The sequence below is a fragment of the Salmonella sp. SAL04157 genome (assembly GCF_046551635.1).
GTDB lineage: Bacteria > Pseudomonadota > Gammaproteobacteria > Enterobacterales > Enterobacteriaceae > Salmonella > Salmonella enterica.
Genome location: NZ_JBGDVS010000011.1, coordinates 101,131 through 120,381, shown reverse-complemented (window position 1 = coordinate 120,381; position 19,251 = coordinate 101,131). Strand labels below are relative to the sequence as shown.

Genomic DNA, 19,251 nt, shown 5'->3' with positions numbered 1-19,251 from the left:
GCTCTCCTTTTGACTCACCAGAAGTGTAGCCAGAAGCAGCATCGCTTACCGCTGATTAATGGCTAAAAAATGTTTCATTGTGTACCGCGTCATTGACCGCCTGGGTCAAACAGCGCAGTTGATCCGGTCGAATAATGTAGGGCGGCATCAGGTAGATTAGCTTGCCGAACGGCCTGATCCAGACGCCTTGCCCGACGAAGAAGCGTTGAAGCGCCGCCATATTGACCGGATGCGTGGTTTCAACCACCCCAATCGCGCCCAACACCCGCACATCCGCCACCCAGGGCGAACTTTGCGCGGGGGCTAACTCAGCGCGTAACTGAGACTCGATAGACGCCACCTGCTGGCGCCATTCGCCGCTTTCCAGCAGCGTCAGGCTGGCGCAAGCGACGGCGCAGGCCAGCGGATTCCCCATAAACGTCGGGCCATGCATAAAACACCCCGCCTCGCCGTTGCTAATAGTCTCTGCAACCTGGCGTGTCGTGAGCGTTGCCGAGAGGGTCATGGTGCCGCCGGTTAAGGCTTTGCCAAGACACAGAATATCCGGCGCGATCCCGGCGTGCTCGCAGGCGAACAGTTTGCCGGTACGGCCAAACCCGGTGGCTATTTCATCGGCAATCAGCAGAATGCCTTCGCGATCGCACATGTTACGAATACGCCTGAGCCATTGTGGATGATATATGCGCATCCCGCCCGCGCCCTGAACGATAGGTTCCAGAATCACGGCGGCGATTTCATGGCGATGCGCGGCCATCAGGCGGGCAAATGGCGCGATGTCGCTTTCATCCCATTCGCCATCCATCCGGCTTTGCGGCGCCGGCGCGAACAGATTTTCCGGCAGATAGCCTTTCCACAAGCTGTGCATGGAGTTATCCGGATCGCACACCGACATCGCGCCGAACGTGTCGCCATGATAACCGTGGCGAAACGTCAGAAAACGCTGACGCGATTCGCCCCGCGCCTGCCAGTATTGCAGCGCCATCTTCATGGCCACTTCTACCGACACCGAACCAGAGTCGGCCAGAAAGACACACTCCAGCGGCTCAGGCGTTATCGCGACCAGCTTACGGCACAGATTCACCGCAGGTTGATGGGTTATGCCGCCGAACATGACATGCGACATGGCGTCAATTTGCGCTTTCATCGCCGCGTTCAATTGCGGGTTGTTATAACCATGAATGGCCGCCCACCAGGAGGACATCCCCTCAATCAGGCGTTCGCCCGAGGCGAGAACCAGCTCGCAGCCTTCGGCCCGCTCAACGGGATATACCGGCAGCGGCGAGGTCATGGAAGTGTAAGGATGCCAAATATGGCGTTTATCGAAGGCCAGATCGTCCGTTGTCATAATCGACTTGTAAACCAAATTAAAAAGATTTAGGTTTACGAGTCTACACCATATCAAAAACAAACAACATATTTTGGAGAAGCCCGATGGCTCGCCACCCACGCTGGACACTGTCGCAAGTAACCGAATTATTTGAAAAACCACTGCTGGAATTGCTGTTTGAAGCGCAGCAAATTCATCGCCAGCATTTCGATCCGCAGCAGGTACAGGTTAGTACGCTGCTGTCGATCAAAACCGGCGCCTGCCCGGAGGATTGTAAATACTGCCCGCAGAGCTCGCGCTATAAAACCGGACTGGAAGCCGAGCGTTTAATGGAAGTAGAGCAGGTACTGGACTCCGCCCGTAAAGCGAAAAACGCCGGTTCGACCCGCTTCTGTATGGGGGCGGCCTGGAAGAATCCGCATGAACGCGATATGCCTTATCTGGAGCAGATTGTACAGGGCGTCAAAGCGATGGGGCTGGAAACCTGTATGACGCTCGGTATGTTGAACGAGAGCCAGGCGCAGCGTCTGGCTAACGCCGGGCTGGATTACTACAACCACAACCTCGATACCTCGCCGGAGTTTTACGGCAATATCATCACTACCCGTACCTATCAGGAGCGCCTCGACACGCTGGAAAAAGTCCGTGAAGCAGGGATTAAAGTGTGCTCCGGCGGCATTGTGGGTCTGGGCGAAACGGTTACCGATCGCGCCGGACTGTTGTTGCAGTTGGCGAACCTGCCGACGCCGCCGGAAAGCGTGCCAATCAACATGCTGGTGAAGGTGAAAGGCACACCGCTTGCGGATAACGATGACGTGGATGCGTTTGATTTTATTCGTACTATCGCCGTGGCGCGCATCATGATGCCGACCTCATACGTGCGTCTTTCCGCAGGACGTGAACAGATGAACGAGCAGACCCAGGCGATGTGCTTTATGGCCGGGGCGAACTCGATTTTCTATGGCTGCAAATTGTTAACTACGCCAAATCCGGCAGAGGACAAGGATCTGCAGTTATTCCGTAAGCTGGGGCTGAATCCGCAGCAGACCAGGGTGCTGGCGGGCGATAACGAGCAGCAGCAACGTCTGGAGCAGACGCTGATGACGCCTGACACCGATGATTATTACAACGCGGCAGCCTTATGAGTTGGCAACAACGCGGCAGCCTTATGAGTTGGCAACAACGCGTCGACGATGCGCTGACGGCGCGTCGGGCGACGGATACATTGCGCCGCCGCTATGTGGTGTCGCAGGGCGCCGGACGCTGGCTGGTAGCGAACGGGCGACAGTATCTTAACTTCTCCAGCAATGATTACCTCGGCTTAAGCCAACACCCGCAGATTATTCGCGCCTGGCAACAGGCAGCGACGCGTTTTGGCGTCGGCAGCGGCGGGTCGGGTCATATCAGCGGTTATTCCGTGGCGCACCGGGCGTTAGAGGAGGAACTGGCGCAATGGTTAGGATATCCGCGCGCGCTACTGTTTATCTCTGGCTTTGCGGCGAATCAGGCGGTCATTACCGCCTTAATGAAAAAAAATGACCGGATTGTGGCCGACAGGTTGAGTCATGCTTCCCTGCTGGAGGCCGCCAATCTGAGTCCGGCGCAGCTTCGCCGCTTTATCCATAACGATACGCAGCATCTGTCGCGTTTACTGCAATCGCCCTGCGTGGGCCAGCAACTGGTGGTGACAGAAGGTGTATACAGCATGGACGGCGACAGTGCGCCGCTGGCGGAAATCCAGCACATTGCCCGCAGGCATCATGCCTGGCTGTTGGTTGATGATGCGCACGGCATCGGCGTGACTGGCGATGAGGGGCGGGGCACCTGCTGGCAACGGGGGGTGAAGCCTGAGTTGCTGGTAGTGACTTTCGGTAAGGGGTTTGGCGTCAGCGGCGCAGCGGTGCTCTGCTCGGAAAGCGTCGCGGATTATCTGCTGCAATTCGCCCGCCATCTGGTTTACAGCACCAGTATGCCGCCCGCCCAGGCGCAGGCGTTAAGCGCCTCGCTGGCGGTGATCCGTAGCGATGAAGGTGGTGAACGGCGCGAAAAACTCGCCGCTCTGGTTCAGCGCTTTCGGGCCGGCGTTAACGCGTCCCGATTTACGCTACTGAATGCCCATAGCGCCATCCAGCCGTTAATCGTGGGCGATAACAGCCGTGCATTGCGCCTGGCGGAGGCGCTGCGTCAACAAGGATGCTGGGCGATGGCGATTCGTCCGCCGACGGTGCCTGTCGGTACGGCGCGCCTGCGCTTAACGTTAACGCAGGCGCATGAAGCGTGCGATATAGACCGTCTGCTGGAGGTGCTGCATGGCGCAGGTGAATAAGCAGGCTATTGCGGCGGCGTTTGGCCGGGCCGCATCGCAATATGAACAACACGCCTCTTTGCAGCAACACAGCGCGGATGCGCTGCTGACGCTGTTGACAGGCCGCCAGTTTGCCAGTGTGTTGGACGCAGGCTGCGGCCCCGGACGTATGAGTCGTTACTGGCGAGAGCGGGGGAGCGAAGTGACCGCCCTGGATCTTTCGCTGGCGATGCTGCAACAGGCGCGCGATCGTCAGGCGGCGCATCACTATTTGCTGGCGGATATCGAAGCGATTCCCCATGACGCCGAAGTTTTTGACCTGGCCTGGAGCAACCTGGCGGTCCAGTGGTGCGGCGATTTACGTGATGCGTTGAGCGAGTTGTACCGGGTCGTACGGCCCGGCGGCGTGGTGGCGTTTACCACCTTGTGCCAGGGGTCGTTGCCGGAGCTGCGTCAGGCATGGCAGGCCGTCGATAATCGCGCTCACGCGAATAGCTTTTTGCCGGAAGAGGCAATTGACCACGCGCTGCGCGGCTGGCGGGCGTCTCGTCATACTCAGGCGATGACATTGTGGTTTGAGGATGCCCTGAGTGCGATGCGCTCGCTTAAAGGCATTGGCGCCACCCATCTTCATGAAGGGCGGGAGTCGGATGTATTAACCCGCGCCCGGCTTAGACAGATTCAACTGGCATGGCCGCAGCGGCAGGGGAAATATCCGCTGACGTACCATCTTTTTATGGGAGTGATTGAACGTGACTAAACGCTATTTTGTGACCGGTACTGATACTGAAGTCGGTAAAACGGTTGCCAGTTGCGCCTTATTGCAGGCCGCAACGCAGTTAGGTTATCAAACCGTAGGCTATAAGCCCGTCGCTTCCGGCAGCGAAATGACAACCGACGGGCTACGCAATGGCGATGCCCTGGCCTTGCAGCGTAACAGCAGCCTGCCGCAACCTTATTCCGCTATCAATCCTTATACTTTTGCCGAGCCTACCTCTCCCCACATCGTTAGCGCCGACGAAGGCCGGGCGATAGACGCGGCGGTATTATCACGCGGATTGCGAACGCTGGAGGCGCAGGCAGACTGGGTGTTGACAGAAGGGGCGGGCGGCTGGTTTACACCGCTCTCTGCCACGCTGACGTTTGCCGACTGGGTACAGACGGAGCAGCTGCCGGTGATTCTGGTTGTTGGCGTCAAGCTGGGCTGTATTAATCACGCCATGCTGACGGCGCTGGCGGTAGAACAGGCCGGATTACCGCTTGTCGGATGGATAGCCAACGACATACAGCCGCCGGGCGCGCGTCATGGTGAATATCTCGCGACGCTTCGCCGCGTCATCCCGGCCCCGCTGTTAGGGGAAATCCCGTGGCTGGGCGTTTCTCCATCGCAGGCGGCGACAGGACAGTATCTGGACCTTAGCCCCCTGGAACGCGCCTGACCGCGCTTAAAAACCGCCTTCTTGCAGGATCAGACGATCCTGCTGTTCTTTCGCCAGACCCTCCTGACGTCGCCAGGCTAAAAATGTGCAAAATGTGAGCGTCTACGCCTCAATTTTTCCCTTCTCGTTAGCCAATAATCTGCCAAAAATAGCGATAATTTTTTTTTATCGCCCGGCGAAAACGTCAGGGGCTGATTTTGCCAGGCGGCAGGGGATACGGGCTGGAAGCAGTTATCCACTATTCCTGTGGATAACCTTGTGTATTAGAGTTAGAAAACACAACGTAAGCGAGAGGCGACGCGGCCTGCGACTAAATTGGCGCGAAAGACGGCTTGAGAAAATATCCCTTTCTAGACAGCAAGTTATATAAAATCAATGGTTGTAAAGGAAGGGGGATACGTTGACATAAAACTTTCATCATCCGACTTGACAAATGTTAAAAAAGACTCTGGTCTGGGGATAACCAGCACACTGCTGGAATTTTACCCCGCGACTGTCTATGTTTTACCTCTAAATAGCGTGGGGTATCTGCCGATAGCCATTATACACTGGAGTGTTACTGTTTTTTCATCCAGTATTTTTTATTGGCAATATTCACCGTCGAGAGTAAAATTACACCCCTGCCCGCTCACTCCTTCAGGTAGCCGCTCATGAGTAAACCGTTCAAACTGAATTCCGCTTTTAAACCTTCTGGCGATCAGCCGGACGCTATACGTCGTCTGGAAGAAGGGCTGGAGGACGGGCTGGCGCATCAGACGTTATTGGGCGTGACCGGTTCCGGGAAGACATTCACCATTGCCAACGTCATTGCGGACTTGCAGCGGCCAACGATGGTGCTTGCGCCCAATAAAACCCTGGCGGCGCAGCTCTACGGCGAAATGAAAGAGTTTTTCCCGGAAAACGCGGTGGAGTATTTCGTCTCCTACTATGACTACTATCAGCCGGAAGCGTATGTGCCAAGTTCGGATACGTTTATCGAAAAAGACGCTTCGGTAAACGAACATATTGAGCAAATGCGGTTGTCGGCAACGAAAGCGTTGCTTGAGCGACGCGATGTCGTGGTGGTGGCTTCCGTGTCCGCGATTTACGGTCTGGGCGATCCGGATCTCTACCTGAAAATGATGCTGCATCTGACGGTGGGAATGCTGATTGACCAGCGCGCGATTTTGCGTCGGCTGGCGGAATTGCAATACACCCGTAACGATCAAGCTTTTCAGCGTGGTACCTTTCGCGTGCGCGGCGAAGTGATCGACATCTTCCCGGCTGAATCTGACGATATCGCGTTACGCGTTGAGCTGTTTGATGAAGAAGTGGAACGCCTGTCGCTGTTCGACCCGTTAACCGGGCAGGTAGAGTCAACGGTGCCACGTTATACCATCTATCCCAAAACGCACTACGTGACGCCGCGCGAGCGTATTCTGCAGGCGATGGAAGAGATAAAAGATGAGCTGGCGGACAGGCGTAAAGTCTTGCTGGCAAATAATAAGCTGCTTGAAGAGCAGCGATTAAGCCAGCGCACGCAGTTCGATTTAGAGATGATGAACGAGCTGGGCTACTGCTCAGGCATTGAAAACTATTCCCGCTTTCTGTCGGGCCGCGGGCCGGGCGAACCGCCGCCAACTTTGTTCGATTATCTGCCCGCCGACGGACTGCTGGTGGTGGATGAGTCTCATGTCACCATCCCGCAGATAGGCGGCATGTATCGCGGCGACCGGGCGCGCAAAGAGACGCTGGTCGAGTATGGCTTCCGTCTGCCTTCGGCGCTGGATAACCGTCCGCTGAAGTTTGAGGAGTTTGAAGCCTTAGCGCCGCAAACTATCTATGTTTCCGCCACGCCCGGCAACTATGAGCTGGAAAAATCTGGTGATGAGGTGGTGGATCAGGTCGTGCGACCGACCGGGCTGCTGGACCCGATTATTGAAGTGCGTCCGGTGGCGACCCAGGTGGACGATCTGCTGTCCGAAATTCGTCAGCGTGCGGCCATTAATGAGCGTGTCCTTGTCACTACGCTTACCAAACGGATGGCGGAAGATTTGACCGAATATCTGGAAGAACACGGCGAGCGCGTGCGTTACCTGCACTCAGATATTGATACCGTGGAGCGCATGGAAATCATCCGCGATTTGCGTCTGGGCGAGTTTGACGTTCTGGTGGGGATTAACCTGCTGCGCGAAGGGCTGGATATGCCGGAAGTCTCGCTGGTGGCGATTCTGGACGCCGATAAAGAGGGCTTCCTGCGCTCCGAGCGCTCCCTGATTCAGACCATAGGACGCGCGGCGCGTAACGTTAATGGTAAAGCGATTCTGTATGGCGATAAAATCACGCCGTCGATGGCGAAGGCGATTGGCGAAACCGAGCGACGTCGCGAGAAGCAGCAGAAGTACAACGAAGAGCACGGTATCACTCCGCAGGGGCTGAATAAAAAAGTGGTCGACATCCTGGCGCTGGGGCAGAACATTGCGAAAACCAAAGCGAAGGGGAAAGGCAAGGGCCGTTCTACGGCAAAAGCCGGAATTGTCGAACTGGATATGACGCCGAAAGCGTTGCAGCAGAAAATTCATGAACTGGAAGGGCAAATGATGCAGCACGCGCAAAATCTGGAGTTTGAAGAAGCCGCGCAAATTCGCGACCAGTTGCACCAGTTACGCGAGTTGTTTATCGCGGCGTCCTGACAATGTGTCGATCGGCAGCGAGTCATCGTTACCATGGCTCGCTTTTGAGAATTTCAGTGCAATAGTAAGGGCTAAGTCAGTCAGGAATGAAAAACAGTGACAGGCTTTGACTAACGGGATTGTCGAAAAACTCAAAACATCAATGGGGTAGCTAGTTTAATCACAACTGAAGAAAATTAGCGTTGAGGCTGAACCCAACGCTAATTTTCCCTCTCTCCTCGGCTATGAAAAAAAACGCCCCGTATTATCGGTATAGCTATCCTTATGATCGTCATTTTAATCTTATGTGAGTTCGTTGAAAGCGTGTCATGGCAACAGATTACATCATTCTACTTAAAAAAGAGGTGATGGAAGCGCGAGCATTTATAAGTCAAGCGCTGCAAATACTGAATGATTTGTCCGAAATAATGATGACTATGACCTCTTGTTTAAAGTTGAGAATATCCTTATCTGTTACTTTAGGTTACGTTCAGATCAGGTAGGGAAAATATGTTTAATATTACTAATATACAATCTACGGCAAGGCATCAAAGTATTAGCAATGAGGCATCAACAGAGGTGCCTTTAAAAGAAGAGATATGGAATAAAATAAGTGCCTTTTTCTCTTCAGAACATCAGGTTGAAGCACAAAGCTGCATCGCTTATCTTTGTCATCCACCTGAAACCGCCTCGCCAGAAGAGATCAAAAGCAAGTTTGAATGTTTGAGGGAGTTAGCCTTCCCGGCGTATGCGGATAATATTCAGAGTAATAGAGGGGGGACAGACCAATACTGTATTTTGAATGAAAATAGTCAGGAAATTCTGTCTATAATTTTTAATACAGAGGGCTATACCGTTGAGGGAGGGGGAAAGTCAGTCACCTATACCCGTGTAACAGAAAGCGAGCAGGCGAGTAGCGCTTCCGGCTCCAAAGTTGCTGTGAATTATGAGTTAATCTGGTCTGAGTGGGTAAAAGAGGCACCAGCGGAAGAGGCAGCAAATCGTGAAGAAGCCGTACAACGGATGCGTGACTGCCAGAACATCTTCCGTCAGGGATTACCCATTTGAATGTGCAGAGTAATTCGTTAACCGCTCTGCCTGAAACATTGCCGCCGGGCCTGAAGAATCTGGAGGCCGGCGAAAATGCCTTAACCAGTCTGCCCGCATCGTTACCACCAGAATTACAGTTCCTGGATGTAAGTAAAAATCAGATTACTGTTCTGCCTGAAACACTACCTCCCACGATAACAACGCTGGACGTTTCCCGTAACGCATTGAGTAATCTACCGGAAAACCTCCCGGCGGCATTACAAATAATGCAGGCCTCTCGCAATCGCCTGGTCCGTCTCCCGGAGTCGTTACCCCATTTTCGTGGTGAAGGACCTCAACCTACAAGAATAATCGTAGAACGTAATCCTTTTTCAGAACGAACAATACAGAATATGCAGCGGCTAATGTCCTCTGCGGGTTATCAGGGACCCCGGGTATTGTTTGCCATGGGCGACTTTTCAACTGTTCGGGTAACTCGACCACTGCATCAAGCTGTCCGGGGGTGGCTAACCAATCTCGAGGAGGAAGACGTCAACCAATGGCGGGCGTTTGAGACGGAAGTAAACGCGGCAGCCTTCAGCATGTTTCTGGATCGTCTTGGCGATACGCAGAACACCCGACATTCGGATTTTAAGGAGCAAGTCTCCGCCTGGCTAATGCGCCTGGCTGATGATAGCACACTAAGAGAAACCGCATTTATTATAGCGATGGATGCAACGATAAGCTGTGAAGATCGGGTCACACTGGCATATCACCAAATGCAGGAAGCGACGTTGGTTCATGATGCTGAAAGAGGCGTCTTTGATAGCCACTTAGCGGAACTGATTATGGCGGGGCGTGAAATCTTTCGGCTGGAGCAAATAGAATCGCTCGCGAGAGAAAAGGTAAAACGGCTGTTTTTTATTGACGAAATCGAAGTATTTCTGGGTTTTCAGAATCAGTTACGAGAGTCGCTGTCGCTGACAACAATGACCCAGGATATGCGATTTTATAACGTTTCGGGTATCACTGAGTCTGACCTTGACGAGGCGGAATTAAGGATAAAAATTGCTGAAAATAGGGATTTTCACAAATGGTTTGCGCTGTGGGGGCCGTGGCATAAAGTGCTGGAGCGTATAGCGCCAGAAGAGTGGCGTGAAATGATGGCTAAAAGGGCTGAGTATATTGAAACGGATGAGTATCAGATCCGGGTCAATGCTGAACTGGAAGCGTTAGGAATAGCGGGTGATCCTGACGCAGAGCGCATGGCTGGGATGCGGATAATGGAAGAGATCAATCAGACCCACTTTACTGGGATCATGGAGAATATATTGCTGAAAAAAGAGGTGAGCTCGCTCATGAGCGCCTACTGGCGATAGCTGAACGCAGTTTATCAGAAGGGGGAGAGAGCCTGTTTACCCTTCGGTGTAAACAGGCATCTGATAAGCGCAGCGTCGTCGGTAAACGGGCTTAACCCAACGCCTGTAGCGCTTTTTCCAGCGCATTGTGTAGTAACTGACGATCGTGGCGATAGGGGATATCGCTGGCCTCCAGCACTTCCTGAATCACCAGCCGATCGTTCACCGCACTGACGTCAACTCGCGGCCCAACCACTACTGCGTCAATGACTTTTTTGCCAATATATTGCTCCATCATTGCCAGCTTATCGACCAGCGTTAAACTGGCGGCGGGCAGACTCAGTTCGCGACCCAGATTGCCGATATACACCATTGGCGCTGGGGTGCGCCGCAGCGCCTGCGCCAGTTCATCAAGCAGCAGGCAAGGCATCAGGCTGGTATAAAAACTGCCAGGGCCAATCAGAATCAGATCCGCGTCATTAATGGCCTGTACCGCTTCCCGCGTCGCCGGAACGTTTGGCGTTAACATGATCTCCTGCGGCGGCGTCGCTAACTGATCGATATTCACCTCGCCATAAATCTCATGCCCCTGATCGTCAATCGCCATCAGATCTACCGGTAGCTCCGACATCGGGATCAGCTGCGCGTCCACTTTAAGCAGATTACGAATTAAATTAATCGCTTCCAGAGGCCGCACGCTCAGGTGATCTAACGCCTTTAACATCAAATTTCCGAGGTTATGACCAGAAAGTTCGCCATTACCGCCAAAACGATACTCAAACATAGCGGATGCGACGCTGGGTTCGGTAATTAACTGATTCAGACAGTTGCGCATATCGCCCCAGGCGATTCCGCCTTCCGAGCGGCGAATACGGCCAGTTGACCCCCCGTTATCTGTGGTAGTCACAATGCCGGTCAGGCGCGAACCTAATGAAGAAAGCGAGGAGAGGACGCGTCCTAATCCATGCCCTCCGCCGAGGGCAACGACACGATCAAGGTCAGCCAGCGTACGATTGCGCATAAAAATTCCTGAAGTCAAATAAGCAGCGCTACAGTAGCGCAAGTCGCGGGTTTTCAGCAATTAGCCGACCGGCTAAAAGACAATTAATTATTCCCGACTACCCCTTTATAGCGAGGGCGTTACCACGGCTAAATGATATATATCAATGTAAAAGTGTGATTTTCACGTATTCTGTCGCTAAATAGCACGATCATATCGCTATGTATATGTTTATATAGCGAAAGCGTGATGGCGAAATTGTCATTTACACGCTAGTATCGGCGTAACCACAGTAAACACTCTAGCCTCTGCACCTGGGTCATTTTTGATATGGTGCTTTGGCCGTGACAACGTTTAACGTTTGCCACCAGGGCGCAGGAAGAAATGACTCCGCCTCCCGTATTTGGAAAGGTGTACATGGCTTCACAACTTACCGATGCTTTCGCGCGTAAGTTTTACTACTTGCGTTTGTCGATTACCGATGTGTGCAACTTTCGTTGCACCTACTGTCTGCCGGATGGCTACAAACCTGGCGGCGTTACTAACAACGGTTTCCTTACCGTCGATGAAATTCGTCGCGTTACGCGCGCTTTTGCCAGTCTTGGCACGGAGAAGGTGCGTCTTACCGGCGGCGAGCCTTCATTACGCCGCGATTTTACCGACATCATTGCCGCCGTAGGTGAAAATGATGCTATTCGCCAGATCGCGGTGACCACTAACGGTTATCGACTGGCGCGCGATGCCGCGAACTGGCGCGAAGCGGGGCTGACGGGCGTCAATGTTAGCGTGGATAGTCTGGATGCGCGTCAGTTCCATGCGATTACCGGTCAGGACAAATTCCGCCAGGTGATGGCGGGCATCGATGCCGCCTTTGACGCCGGTTTCGAAAAGGTGAAAGTCAACACCGTGCTGATGCGCGACGTGAATCACCATCAGTTGGATACCTTCCTTGCCTGGATTCAGCCTCGCCCCATTCAGCTACGCTTCATTGAACTTATGGAGACGGGCGAGGGGAGCGATCTCTTCCGCAAACATCATATTTCGGGTCAGGTATTACGCGACGAGCTGATTAAGCGCGGCTGGATCCACCAGCTCCGCCAGCGTAGCGATGGCCCGGCGCAGGTTTTTTGTCATCCCGATTACGCCGGTGAGATCGGTCTCATTATGCCGTACGAAAAAGATTTCTGCGCCACCTGTAACCGCCTGCGTGTTTCGTCCGTCGGTAAGCTGCATTTATGTCTGTTTGGCGACGGCGGCGTGAGTTTACGCGACCTGTTACAGGATGATGCGCAGCAATACGCGCTTGAGGAACGTATTTCCGACGCGTTGCGGGAGAAAAAGCAGACCCATTTCCTTCACCAGAGCAATACTGGTATTACGCAAAATTTATCTTACATTGGCGGTTAATCCTTAATAAGGAGATTTCAGATGAGTCAGGTCAGCGCTGAATTTATCCCGACCCGCATCGCTATTCTTACTGTTTCCAGCCGACGCGGCGAAGAAGACGACACCTCCGGTCATTATCTGCGTGATTCGGCGCAGGAGGCCGGGCATGAAGTGGTGGCGAAAGCCATCGTTAAAGAAAACCGTTACGCGATTCGCGCCCAGGTTTCCGCCTGGATCGCCAGTGATGAGGTGCAGGTCGTATTGATAACTGGCGGGACCGGTTTGACCGAAGGCGATCAGGCGCCGGAAGCGCTGTTGCCGCTGTTCGATCGTGAAGTGGAAGGATTTGGCGAAGTGTTTCGCATGCTCTCGTTTGAAGAGATCGGCACCGCAACTCTGCAGTCGCGCGCGGTAGCTGGCGTGGCGAATAACACCTTGATTTTCGCCATGCCGGGCTCCACAAAAGCGTGCAGAACCGCATGGGAGAATATCATTGCGCCGCAGTTGGATGCCCGTACACGCCCATGTAATTTTCACCCTCATTTAAAGAAATAACGATGTCGCAATTAACCCATATAAACGCCGCAGGCGAAGCGCACATGGTGGACGTTTCCGCGAAAGCGGAAACCGTTCGTGAAGCGCGTGCGGAAGCATTCGTTACCATGCGTAGTGAAACGCTGGCGATGATTGTTGATGGCAAACACCACAAGGGCGATGTTTTCGCGACCGCCCGTATTGCCGGTATTCAGGCCGCCAAACGCACCTGGGAGCTGATCCCGCTGTGCCACCCGCTACTGCTAAGTAAAGTGGAGATTCAGCTTCAGGCCGAGCCGGAGCATAACCGCGTGCGTATTGAGTCTCTGTGCCGTCTGACCGGTAAAACCGGCGTCGAAATGGAAGCATTAACCGCGGCGTCCGTCGCGGCGTTAACCATCTACGACATGTGCAAAGCGGTACAAAAAGATATGGTAATTGGTCCGGTGCGCCTGCTGGCGAAAAGCGGCGGCAAATCGGGGGATTTTAAGGTGGATGCGCATGATTAAGGTGCTTTTCTTCGCCCAGGTTCGCGAGCTTACAGGAACTGACGCGCTGGAGCTTCCAGCAGATTTTTCCACCGTTGAGTCGCTGCGACAGCATCTGGCGACAAACAGCGATCGTTGGGCGCTGGCGCTGGAAGACGGCAAGCTGTTGGCGGCGGTCAACCAGACGCTGGTAAGTTTTGACCACCCGCTGACGGCGGGCGATGAAGTGGCGTTTTTCCCGCCAGTCACGGGGGGCTAACATGCGCGAAACGCGAATTGTAGTCGGCCCTGCGCCGTTTAGCGTCGGGGAAGAATATTCCTGGCTGGCGGCGCGCGACGAAGACGGCGCGGTCGTCACCTTTACCGGAAAAGTGCGCAATCATAACCTGGGTGATAGCGTTAAGGCGCTGACGCTGGAGCATTATCCCGGCATGACTGAGAAAGCTCTGGCGGAGATCGTCGCGAAGGCGCGTTCCCGCTGGCCGCTGGGGCGGGTCACGGTGATTCATCGCGTTGGCGAATTATGGCCGGGCGATGAGATTGTGTTTGTCGGCGTCACCAGCGCGCACCGCAGTAGCGCGTTCGACGCCGGCCAGTTCATTATGGATTATCTGAAAACCCGTGCGCCGTTCTGGAAGCGTGAAGCCACGCCGGAAGGCGATCGCTGGGTCGAAGCGCGCGACAGCGACCAGCAGTCGGCGAAACGTTGGTAGCAGAATGTGATACGCTTTAGGGTATCATTTCCACACAGGAGTTCATCATGGACAGATTTCCACGATCTGATTCAATAGTGCAGGCGCGGTCCGGCCTGCAGACCTATATGGCGCAAGTGTATGGCTGGATGACGGTCGGACTGTTACTGACCGCGTTTATCGCGTGGTATGCGGCTAATACGCCAGCCGTCATGATGTTTGTCTTTTCCAGTAAGATCACCTTCTTTGGCTTAATTATTGCCCAGCTTGCGCTGGTGTTTGTTCTGTCGGGACTGGTGCATAAGCTTAGCGCCGGAATGGCGACCACGCTGTTTATGCTCTATTCGGCGCTAACCGGATTGACGTTATCCAGTATTTTTATCGTTTACACCTACTCCTCTATTGCCAGCACGTTTGTGGTGACGGGGGGAATGTTTGGCGCCATGAGCCTGTACGGGTACACCACTAAGCGCGATCTTGGCGGTTTCGGCAATATGCTGTTTATGGCGCTTATTGGTATCGTTCTGGCCTCGCTGGTCAATTTCTGGCTGAAGAGTGAAGCGCTGATGTGGGCGGTAACCTATATCGGGGTGGTGGTGTTTGTCGGTCTGACGGCCTATGACACGCAGAAACTGAAGAATATCGGCGAGCAAATAGATACCCGCGATAGCGCTAATCTGCGTAAATATTCGATTCTCGGCGCGTTAACGCTGTACCTGGACTTTATCAACCTGTTCCTGATGTTACTGCGTATTTTTGGCAATCGCCGCTAATTATATTGATCTCTTAAAATCCTGGCCCTGCGCCAGGATTTTTTTAGGAATATATTTAGGGCGAAACAGCATAAATATCTTAGAAATGTTTTCCTGCGCTTGCCATTCTTATCACCGTGATCATGTGAAGAGTGATAAATGACAAGTGGGCCCTCTGGCTGCAATACGTATACGGCAAATAGCATTTATTCCCGCGACAATGTTATCCCTTACCTATTGGTATACTGCGTTGGGACTATGGTGTACCGCCGGCATTATATGGTTAACGTTGTATACTCATTTTTTGATACCTCACGTTCAACCTGTTGTTGTTTTGTGGATATCAGCACTTTTGCTTGGCCTGGGGTATGGGGCCGTTACCTGTCTTTCCCGCTTTGGCACTGTTGTCGCAACGTTGATATATATTGCCATCATTACGCTTACCGGCGTGTCATTAGCTTACCTTTTCTCAGGTGGCGCGACCATTTTCGTGATTGTTGGAATCATGTTTAGTCTTAATGCCTTATTTATTTTCTACCTGAATATCAGTTCTGGTCTATTCAGGCCGTTAATTTTTATGGCGGTAAGCGGGATCATCGCTGCGATAGTTGTCAATAGCCTGGTGGCCAGTAGCACTCTGGTCTGGATAGTCAGTGTACTGACGGTATTGGTGTGGACATTGATTACAGCACTAGAAAAATCGACACTTCATGGTTATGCCCGCATGTTATACCACAGCGAGTTTTCATCCCTGTCTCGTTGCGCTTTATTTGGCGCGCTGACGCTTTACCTTGGCATTATTAATGCTGTGGTTACGCTGTGTCGTTATATCATTTTGATGATTCTGGAAATACTATTATCTTTCAGGCCGTAGGCGTTGCAGGTTTTTTATTCAGGTTGGTGATGATGGGTATAATGAGTAAATTATGTGGCAAACAATTTTGGTTAGCGTTTTGTGAAGCTAAAGACGTCACTCGCGCCATTAAAAATGGCGGCGAGGATTTTAATAAGAAATGCCCACCAGCGCTGATTTCTCATTTCATTACCGGATTTTCATGGGAATATGAACGGGGTCATTATTTACCGGTATGCGCTATTGCTGGCCATTATTTCCGTTACGTTGGCAACGTTCTGTACCCTGTCATCAGTATTCATGGGCGAGTTTCACGAAGTGCTCCTGCTGCTGTTTAGCTGGTCATTGCTGCTTTTTTCCCGCTTACAGATGAATACGTCTTTTTTCTCAGCATATGTTTATTTTTACCGGATAAAACGCGTTGTGCTGGAAAGCGAAAACGCGTCTGCTTAGATTTATTTCGCCATCGCCCGCTCGTTTTTCGCCCGCAGCTTCTTCGCCCGGCTTTCCAGGATCAGGTAGCACACCAGCGCCAGCAACAGGGGAATAAAATAGTAAAGCACGCGGTACGCGAGCAGGGCGGCGATAATCGTGCCTTGCGACGTATGTTCGCCCGCCAGCAACGCGAGGAATACGGCCTCCAGCACGCCGATGCCTGCCGGAATATGCACGATGACGCCCGCGATACTGCTCACCAGCAGTACGCCCAGCACAAAGAAATAGTTCACATCCTGACCCATCAGCAGCCAGATGATGGCGCCCATCGCCATCCAGTTCGCGCTGGAGATCGCCATCTGCGCCAGCGCGAATTTCCATGATGGCAGCACCAGTTTCTGCCCTTTAATCGTCATATGCCGCCGCTTTGCAAAGGCGCAAAACCACAGATAGACCGCGATAATCAACAATAAAACGATACCGAGAATACGTAGCGTGCCTTCATCGATATACCAGTGGTCGGGAAGCTGGACAACGCCGAAGGTAAAAATGATGCCGCCCAGCAGAATATAGCCCAGCCAGTTAGTGGTAATGCTGAGCGAGAAAATGCGCGTGATAGTACTGCCGGGCAACCCGAGGCGAGAGTATAGTCGGTAACGCATCCCGATCCCGCCGACCCAGGTGCTGAGCGTCAGGTTAAAGGCATAGCAGACGAACGATACCAACATCACCTGTCGCTTCGCCAGTTTATGGCCGCAATAAAGCCGTCCAAGCAGGTCGTAGCAGCCGTACAGAAGATAGCTAACGATCACCAGTCCTACAGCGCTTAAAAGCGCCGTGCGGTTATAGTCGCGGATGACGGTCCAGACATCACCCCAGTCGACCTTTTTAGCATAAACCACCAGCAGAACGACGACCGCAATAAAAAACAGCCAGGTCAGCACTTTTTTAGCCAGCCGCCAGCGCGGATGCGATTTAGCCATTAGGGCTTCACTCCTGTATTTTCTGGATCAACGCGATCCTGGGTTTCCATTTCTGGCTGGGCAGGCGGGGGAACCTGCGCCAGATGCGGGGTATGCGCAGGTAGCCAGCCGACCAGCGCCGGGAAATGACGTAAAAAGTGGAACGCCAGCACGCTTTTGGTCAGGTTCCACCAGGTGCGTTTCGGCAGCATAGACTCATCGACCTGCTTACAATCGTTCACGATGATGCCTTGTAAATTATCGCGCAGGGTCTGGTTAAAAGTACGATCGTGAATGATCAGGTTAGCTTCAAGGTTAAGCGACAGGCTGAGCGGATCGAGATTACTCGACCCTACCGTGGCCCAGTGATCGTCCATCAGCGCCACTTTGCCATGCAGCGGACGGCGTCGGTATTCATAAACCTGCACGCCGCCCTTCACCAGATAGTTATAGAGCAACCGCGCGCCGACTTTGACTATCGGCATGTCTGGTTCCCCCTGGACAATCAGTTTTACGCTCACGCCACGGCGGGCGGCTTTACGCATTGCGTGGAGCAAGCGATAGCCGGGGAAAAAATAGGCGTTAGCGATAATCACTTCACGCTTTGCCTGGGTCAGCATTTTCAGATAATGACGTTCGATATCGTCACGGTGCTCTTCGTTATCCCGCCAGACAAACAGCGCCTGCGCTTCGCCGGGGTGACGGTTTTCTTCAGCCTGGTGATGGCGCTTCCACCAGCGGCGCGCGGGGCTTTGCCCCGGCAGATTCTCGACTTCGAATTGCAGGATATCGGCCACAACAGGTCCTTCGACCCGTACCGCGTAGTCTTGTTTCGCCTGCGGGCCGTAATCCGACATATGTTCGGCGGAGTAGTTAATGCCGCCGACAAAAGCAATACGATCATCAATCACCACAATTTTGCGGTGCATTCGGCGGAAGATATTGGTTCGCAACCCCAGTAGACGCGGGCGGGGGTCGTAATAGCGGAAAATCACGCCCGCCGAGGTTAATTCGCCGACAAACGCGTCGCTGAGATCGGGAGAGCCGTAGCCGTCGAGTAATACTTCGGCTTTTACGCCGCGCTGTGCGGCTTTTAGCAGAGCGGCATGGAGTTTTTTACCCACCTCATCTTCAAACAAGATGAAGGTTTCCAGAATGATTTTTTGCTGTGCCTGAGCGATAGCCTCAAACACGGCAGGATAGAACTGGTCGCCGTTTTCCAGTAGCTGAATTTGATTACCTTCACGCCAGCCGCATTTCATAGATGGATCTCCGCGCTAAGGGGGGCATGGTCTGATAAATGTCGCCAGTTCCGCAGCGGTAGTGCCGTAGGAGAACTGGCGTTCGCATTCTTGACGTAAATACGATCGAGTCGCAGCAGCGGCATACTCACCGGGAATGTGCGCGCCGGTCGGCCATGGGCACGGGTGAATATCTCCTCCAGCCCGGCCGCGTTTAACGGCGGGCCGGCCTTTTGCCGCCAGTCATTAAAGTCTCCGGCCACCAGCACCGGTTCTGATTCCGGCAAGGCATTCACCCATCCCGCCAGCATGGTTAGCTGTGCCTGGCGGTGACTCTCCCGCAGGCCGAGATGTACGCACATGACGTGGATAGGGCGGTTGAGCATGGGCGGCGTAATGCGGCAATAGAGCACGCCGCGTTTTTCGCTACCGCCGACCGAGACGTCGCGATTTTCATAATGTTCAATGGGATAGCGAGAAAGAACCGCGTTACCGTGGTGGCCTTCCGGATAGACCGCATTGCGGCCATAGGCGAAATCACTCCACATGGTGTCGGCCAAAAATTCATAGTGGGTAGTGTCCGGCCAGTTTTCGATATGCAGCGGATGTACTTCATGCGCGCCCATCACTTCTTGCAGACAGACGATATCGGCGCCGACCGTTCTGACGGCGTCGCGCAGCTCCGGCAGGATGAAGCGTTTATTAAAGGCGGTAAAACCTTTGTGCGTATTAATTGTGAGCACTTTGAATGAAAAATTTCGCGTGTGTTGAGTCATTTTCTTCCTGTCCGCGTCACTAT

The 19,251-nt window shown here is 53.3% G+C and carries 18 protein-coding genes, 3 pseudogenes and 1 riboswitch; of the genes and pseudogenes, 16 read left to right on the top strand and 5 right to left on the bottom strand.

The features are described from left to right. Positions 1-55: 55 nt before the first annotated feature. Positions 56-1,345, bottom strand: coding sequence for an adenosylmethionine--8-amino-7-oxononanoate transaminase (gene bioA, locus ACLJRE_RS19720; RefSeq protein ID WP_001556000.1), 1,290 nt, complete (start codon positions 1,343-1,345; stop codon positions 56-58). A gap of 86 nt (positions 1,346-1,431) precedes the next feature. Here bioA and bioB point away from each other — a divergent pair, with 86 nt between their 5' ends. The 7 genes and pseudogenes from bioB to ACLJRE_RS19685 all read left to right on the top strand — a co-directional run bounded on the left by bioB (position 1,432) and on the right by ACLJRE_RS19685 (position 10,130). Then, positions 1,432-2,472 (top strand): biotin synthase BioB, encoded by a 1,041-nt coding sequence (bioB, locus tag ACLJRE_RS19715; protein ID WP_000090727.1) that lies wholly within the window; start codon positions 1,432-1,434, stop codon positions 2,470-2,472. 23 nt (positions 2,473-2,495) lie between these two features. Further along, positions 2,496-3,653, top strand: a complete 1,158-nt coding sequence (bioF, locus tag ACLJRE_RS19710) for an 8-amino-7-oxononanoate synthase (RefSeq protein WP_023212643.1) — start codon at positions 2,496-2,498, stop codon at positions 3,651-3,653. Further along, complete coding sequence (gene bioC / locus ACLJRE_RS19705; RefSeq protein WP_000079908.1) at positions 3,637-4,392, top strand: malonyl-ACP O-methyltransferase BioC; 756 nt, start codon at positions 3,637-3,639, stop codon at positions 4,390-4,392. The genes bioF and bioC overlap by 17 nt, the downstream gene beginning before the upstream one ends. Further along, the gene (gene bioD, locus ACLJRE_RS19700; RefSeq protein WP_000167212.1) at positions 4,385-5,071 is read left to right on the top strand and encodes a dethiobiotin synthase; all 687 of its coding nucleotides are present in this window, start codon (positions 4,385-4,387) and stop codon (positions 5,069-5,071) included. The genes bioC and bioD overlap by 8 nt, the downstream gene beginning before the upstream one ends. Before the next feature lie 650 nt (positions 5,072-5,721). Continuing rightward, positions 5,722-7,743 carry an excinuclease ABC subunit UvrB gene (uvrB, locus tag ACLJRE_RS19695; RefSeq protein WP_000042502.1) on the top strand — a complete coding sequence of 674 codons (2,022 nt, stop codon included), beginning with the start codon at positions 5,722-5,724 and terminating at the stop codon, positions 7,741-7,743. 308 nt (positions 7,744-8,051) lie between these two features. Further along, a complete protein-coding gene (locus ACLJRE_RS19690) occupies positions 8,052-8,225 on the top strand; it encodes a hypothetical protein (RefSeq protein WP_001563585.1) in 174 nt (57 codons plus the stop codon). Positions 8,226-8,232: 7 nt separating this feature from the next. Next, positions 8,233-10,130, top strand: a pseudogene (locus ACLJRE_RS19685) (NEL-type E3 ubiquitin ligase domain-containing protein). A 91-nt stretch (positions 10,131-10,221) separates the two neighbouring features. On the opposite strand, the gene yvcK reads toward ACLJRE_RS19685, so the two are convergent. Further along, positions 10,222-11,130 carry a uridine diphosphate-N-acetylglucosamine-binding protein YvcK gene (gene yvcK, locus ACLJRE_RS19680; RefSeq protein ID WP_001246033.1) on the bottom strand — a complete coding sequence of 303 codons (909 nt, stop codon included), beginning with the start codon at positions 11,128-11,130 and terminating at the stop codon, positions 10,222-10,224. 264 nt (positions 11,131-11,394) lie between these two features. Continuing rightward, positions 11,395-11,539, top strand: a riboswitch (molybdenum cofactor riboswitch). Between yvcK and moaA the strand changes: the two genes are divergently transcribed. The 9 genes and pseudogenes from moaA to ACLJRE_RS19635 form a co-directional block, all read left to right on the top strand. Then, the gene (gene moaA / locus ACLJRE_RS19675) at positions 11,527-12,516 is read left to right on the top strand and encodes a GTP 3',8-cyclase MoaA (RefSeq protein ID WP_000168180.1); all 990 of its coding nucleotides are present in this window, start codon (positions 11,527-11,529) and stop codon (positions 12,514-12,516) included. (Overlaps the previous riboswitch by 13 nt.) A gap of 21 nt (positions 12,517-12,537) precedes the next feature. Further along, positions 12,538-13,050, top strand: a complete 513-nt coding sequence (gene moaB / locus ACLJRE_RS19670) for a molybdenum cofactor biosynthesis protein B (protein WP_000084604.1) — start codon at positions 12,538-12,540, stop codon at positions 13,048-13,050. 2 nt (positions 13,051-13,052) lie between these two features. Next, positions 13,053-13,538 carry a cyclic pyranopterin monophosphate synthase MoaC gene (gene moaC / locus ACLJRE_RS19665; RefSeq protein ID WP_000080894.1) on the top strand — a complete coding sequence of 162 codons (486 nt, stop codon included), beginning with the start codon at positions 13,053-13,055 and terminating at the stop codon, positions 13,536-13,538. After that, on the top strand, positions 13,531-13,776 hold the full coding sequence (moaD, locus tag ACLJRE_RS19660; RefSeq protein WP_000598600.1) for a molybdopterin synthase sulfur carrier subunit: 246 nt from the start codon (positions 13,531-13,533) through the stop codon (positions 13,774-13,776). The genes moaC and moaD overlap by 8 nt, the downstream gene beginning before the upstream one ends. A gap of 1 nt (position 13,777) precedes the next feature. Continuing rightward, positions 13,778-14,230, top strand: a complete 453-nt coding sequence (gene moaE / locus ACLJRE_RS19655; protein ID WP_001209385.1) for a molybdopterin synthase catalytic subunit MoaE — start codon at positions 13,778-13,780, stop codon at positions 14,228-14,230. A gap of 47 nt (positions 14,231-14,277) precedes the next feature. After that, complete coding sequence (locus ACLJRE_RS19650) at positions 14,278-14,982, top strand: Bax inhibitor-1 family protein (RefSeq protein ID WP_023212642.1); 705 nt, start codon at positions 14,278-14,280, stop codon at positions 14,980-14,982. Between the two features lie 145 nt (positions 14,983-15,127). After that, a complete protein-coding gene (locus ACLJRE_RS19645; RefSeq protein ID WP_023212641.1) occupies positions 15,128-15,835 on the top strand; it encodes a Bax inhibitor-1 family protein in 708 nt (235 codons plus the stop codon). 23 nt (positions 15,836-15,858) lie between these two features. Continuing rightward, positions 15,859-16,092: pseudogene (locus ACLJRE_RS19640) on the top strand (hypothetical protein); the annotation flags it as partial. Beyond that, positions 16,019-16,267: pseudogene (locus ACLJRE_RS19635) on the top strand (hypothetical protein); the annotation flags it as partial. The pseudogenes ACLJRE_RS19640 and ACLJRE_RS19635, both read left to right, overlap by 74 nt. 2 nt (positions 16,268-16,269) lie before the next feature. Here ACLJRE_RS19635 and ACLJRE_RS19630 read toward each other — a convergent pair. Genes ACLJRE_RS19630 through ACLJRE_RS19620 form a run of 3 tightly spaced genes read right to left on the bottom strand, consistent with a single transcriptional unit; the run spans position 16,270 to position 19,228 of the window. After that, complete coding sequence (locus ACLJRE_RS19630; protein WP_001129824.1) at positions 16,270-17,232, bottom strand: YbhN family protein; 963 nt, start codon at positions 17,230-17,232, stop codon at positions 16,270-16,272. Beyond that, positions 17,232-18,473 carry a cardiolipin synthase ClsB gene (gene clsB / locus ACLJRE_RS19625; protein WP_000649639.1) on the bottom strand — a complete coding sequence of 414 codons (1,242 nt, stop codon included), beginning with the start codon at positions 18,471-18,473 and terminating at the stop codon, positions 17,232-17,234. Before clsB ends, ACLJRE_RS19630 begins: the two co-directional genes overlap by 1 nt. Beyond that, positions 18,470-19,228 carry an endonuclease/exonuclease/phosphatase family protein gene (locus ACLJRE_RS19620; RefSeq protein ID WP_000192039.1) on the bottom strand — a complete coding sequence of 253 codons (759 nt, stop codon included), beginning with the start codon at positions 19,226-19,228 and terminating at the stop codon, positions 18,470-18,472. The genes clsB and ACLJRE_RS19620 overlap by 4 nt, the downstream gene beginning before the upstream one ends. Positions 19,229-19,251: the final 23 nt, after the last annotated feature.

Coding starts and splice junctions, on each gene's coding strand:
- moaD (WP_000598600.1), top strand. CDS start 13,531: ATGATTAAGGTGCTTTTCTTCGCCCAGGTTCGCGAGCTTACAGGAACT.
- moaC (WP_000080894.1), top strand. CDS start 13,053: ATGTCGCAATTAACCCATATAAACGCCGCAGGCGAAGCGCACATGGTG.
- ACLJRE_RS19630 (WP_001129824.1), bottom strand. CDS start 17,232: ATGGCTAAATCGCATCCGCGCTGGCGGCTGGCTAAAAAAGTGCTGACC.
- moaB (WP_000084604.1), top strand. CDS start 12,538: ATGAGTCAGGTCAGCGCTGAATTTATCCCGACCCGCATCGCTATTCTT.
- bioA (WP_001556000.1), bottom strand. CDS start 1,345: ATGACAACGGACGATCTGGCCTTCGATAAACGCCATATTTGGCATCCT.
- bioB (WP_000090727.1), top strand. CDS start 1,432: ATGGCTCGCCACCCACGCTGGACACTGTCGCAAGTAACCGAATTATTT.
- uvrB (WP_000042502.1), top strand. CDS start 5,722: ATGAGTAAACCGTTCAAACTGAATTCCGCTTTTAAACCTTCTGGCGAT.
- bioF (WP_023212643.1), top strand. CDS start 2,496: ATGAGTTGGCAACAACGCGTCGACGATGCGCTGACGGCGCGTCGGGCG.
- moaA (WP_000168180.1), top strand. CDS start 11,527: ATGGCTTCACAACTTACCGATGCTTTCGCGCGTAAGTTTTACTACTTG.
- clsB (WP_000649639.1), bottom strand. CDS start 18,473: ATGAAATGCGGCTGGCGTGAAGGTAATCAAATTCAGCTACTGGAAAAC.
- ACLJRE_RS19650 (WP_023212642.1), top strand. CDS start 14,278: ATGGACAGATTTCCACGATCTGATTCAATAGTGCAGGCGCGGTCCGGC.
- ACLJRE_RS19690 (WP_001563585.1), top strand. CDS start 8,052: ATGGCAACAGATTACATCATTCTACTTAAAAAAGAGGTGATGGAAGCG.
- ACLJRE_RS19620 (WP_000192039.1), bottom strand. CDS start 19,228: ATGACTCAACACACGCGAAATTTTTCATTCAAAGTGCTCACAATTAAT.
- moaE (WP_001209385.1), top strand. CDS start 13,778: ATGCGCGAAACGCGAATTGTAGTCGGCCCTGCGCCGTTTAGCGTCGGG.
- yvcK (WP_001246033.1), bottom strand. CDS start 11,130: ATGCGCAATCGTACGCTGGCTGACCTTGATCGTGTCGTTGCCCTCGGC.
- bioC (WP_000079908.1), top strand. CDS start 3,637: ATGGCGCAGGTGAATAAGCAGGCTATTGCGGCGGCGTTTGGCCGGGCC.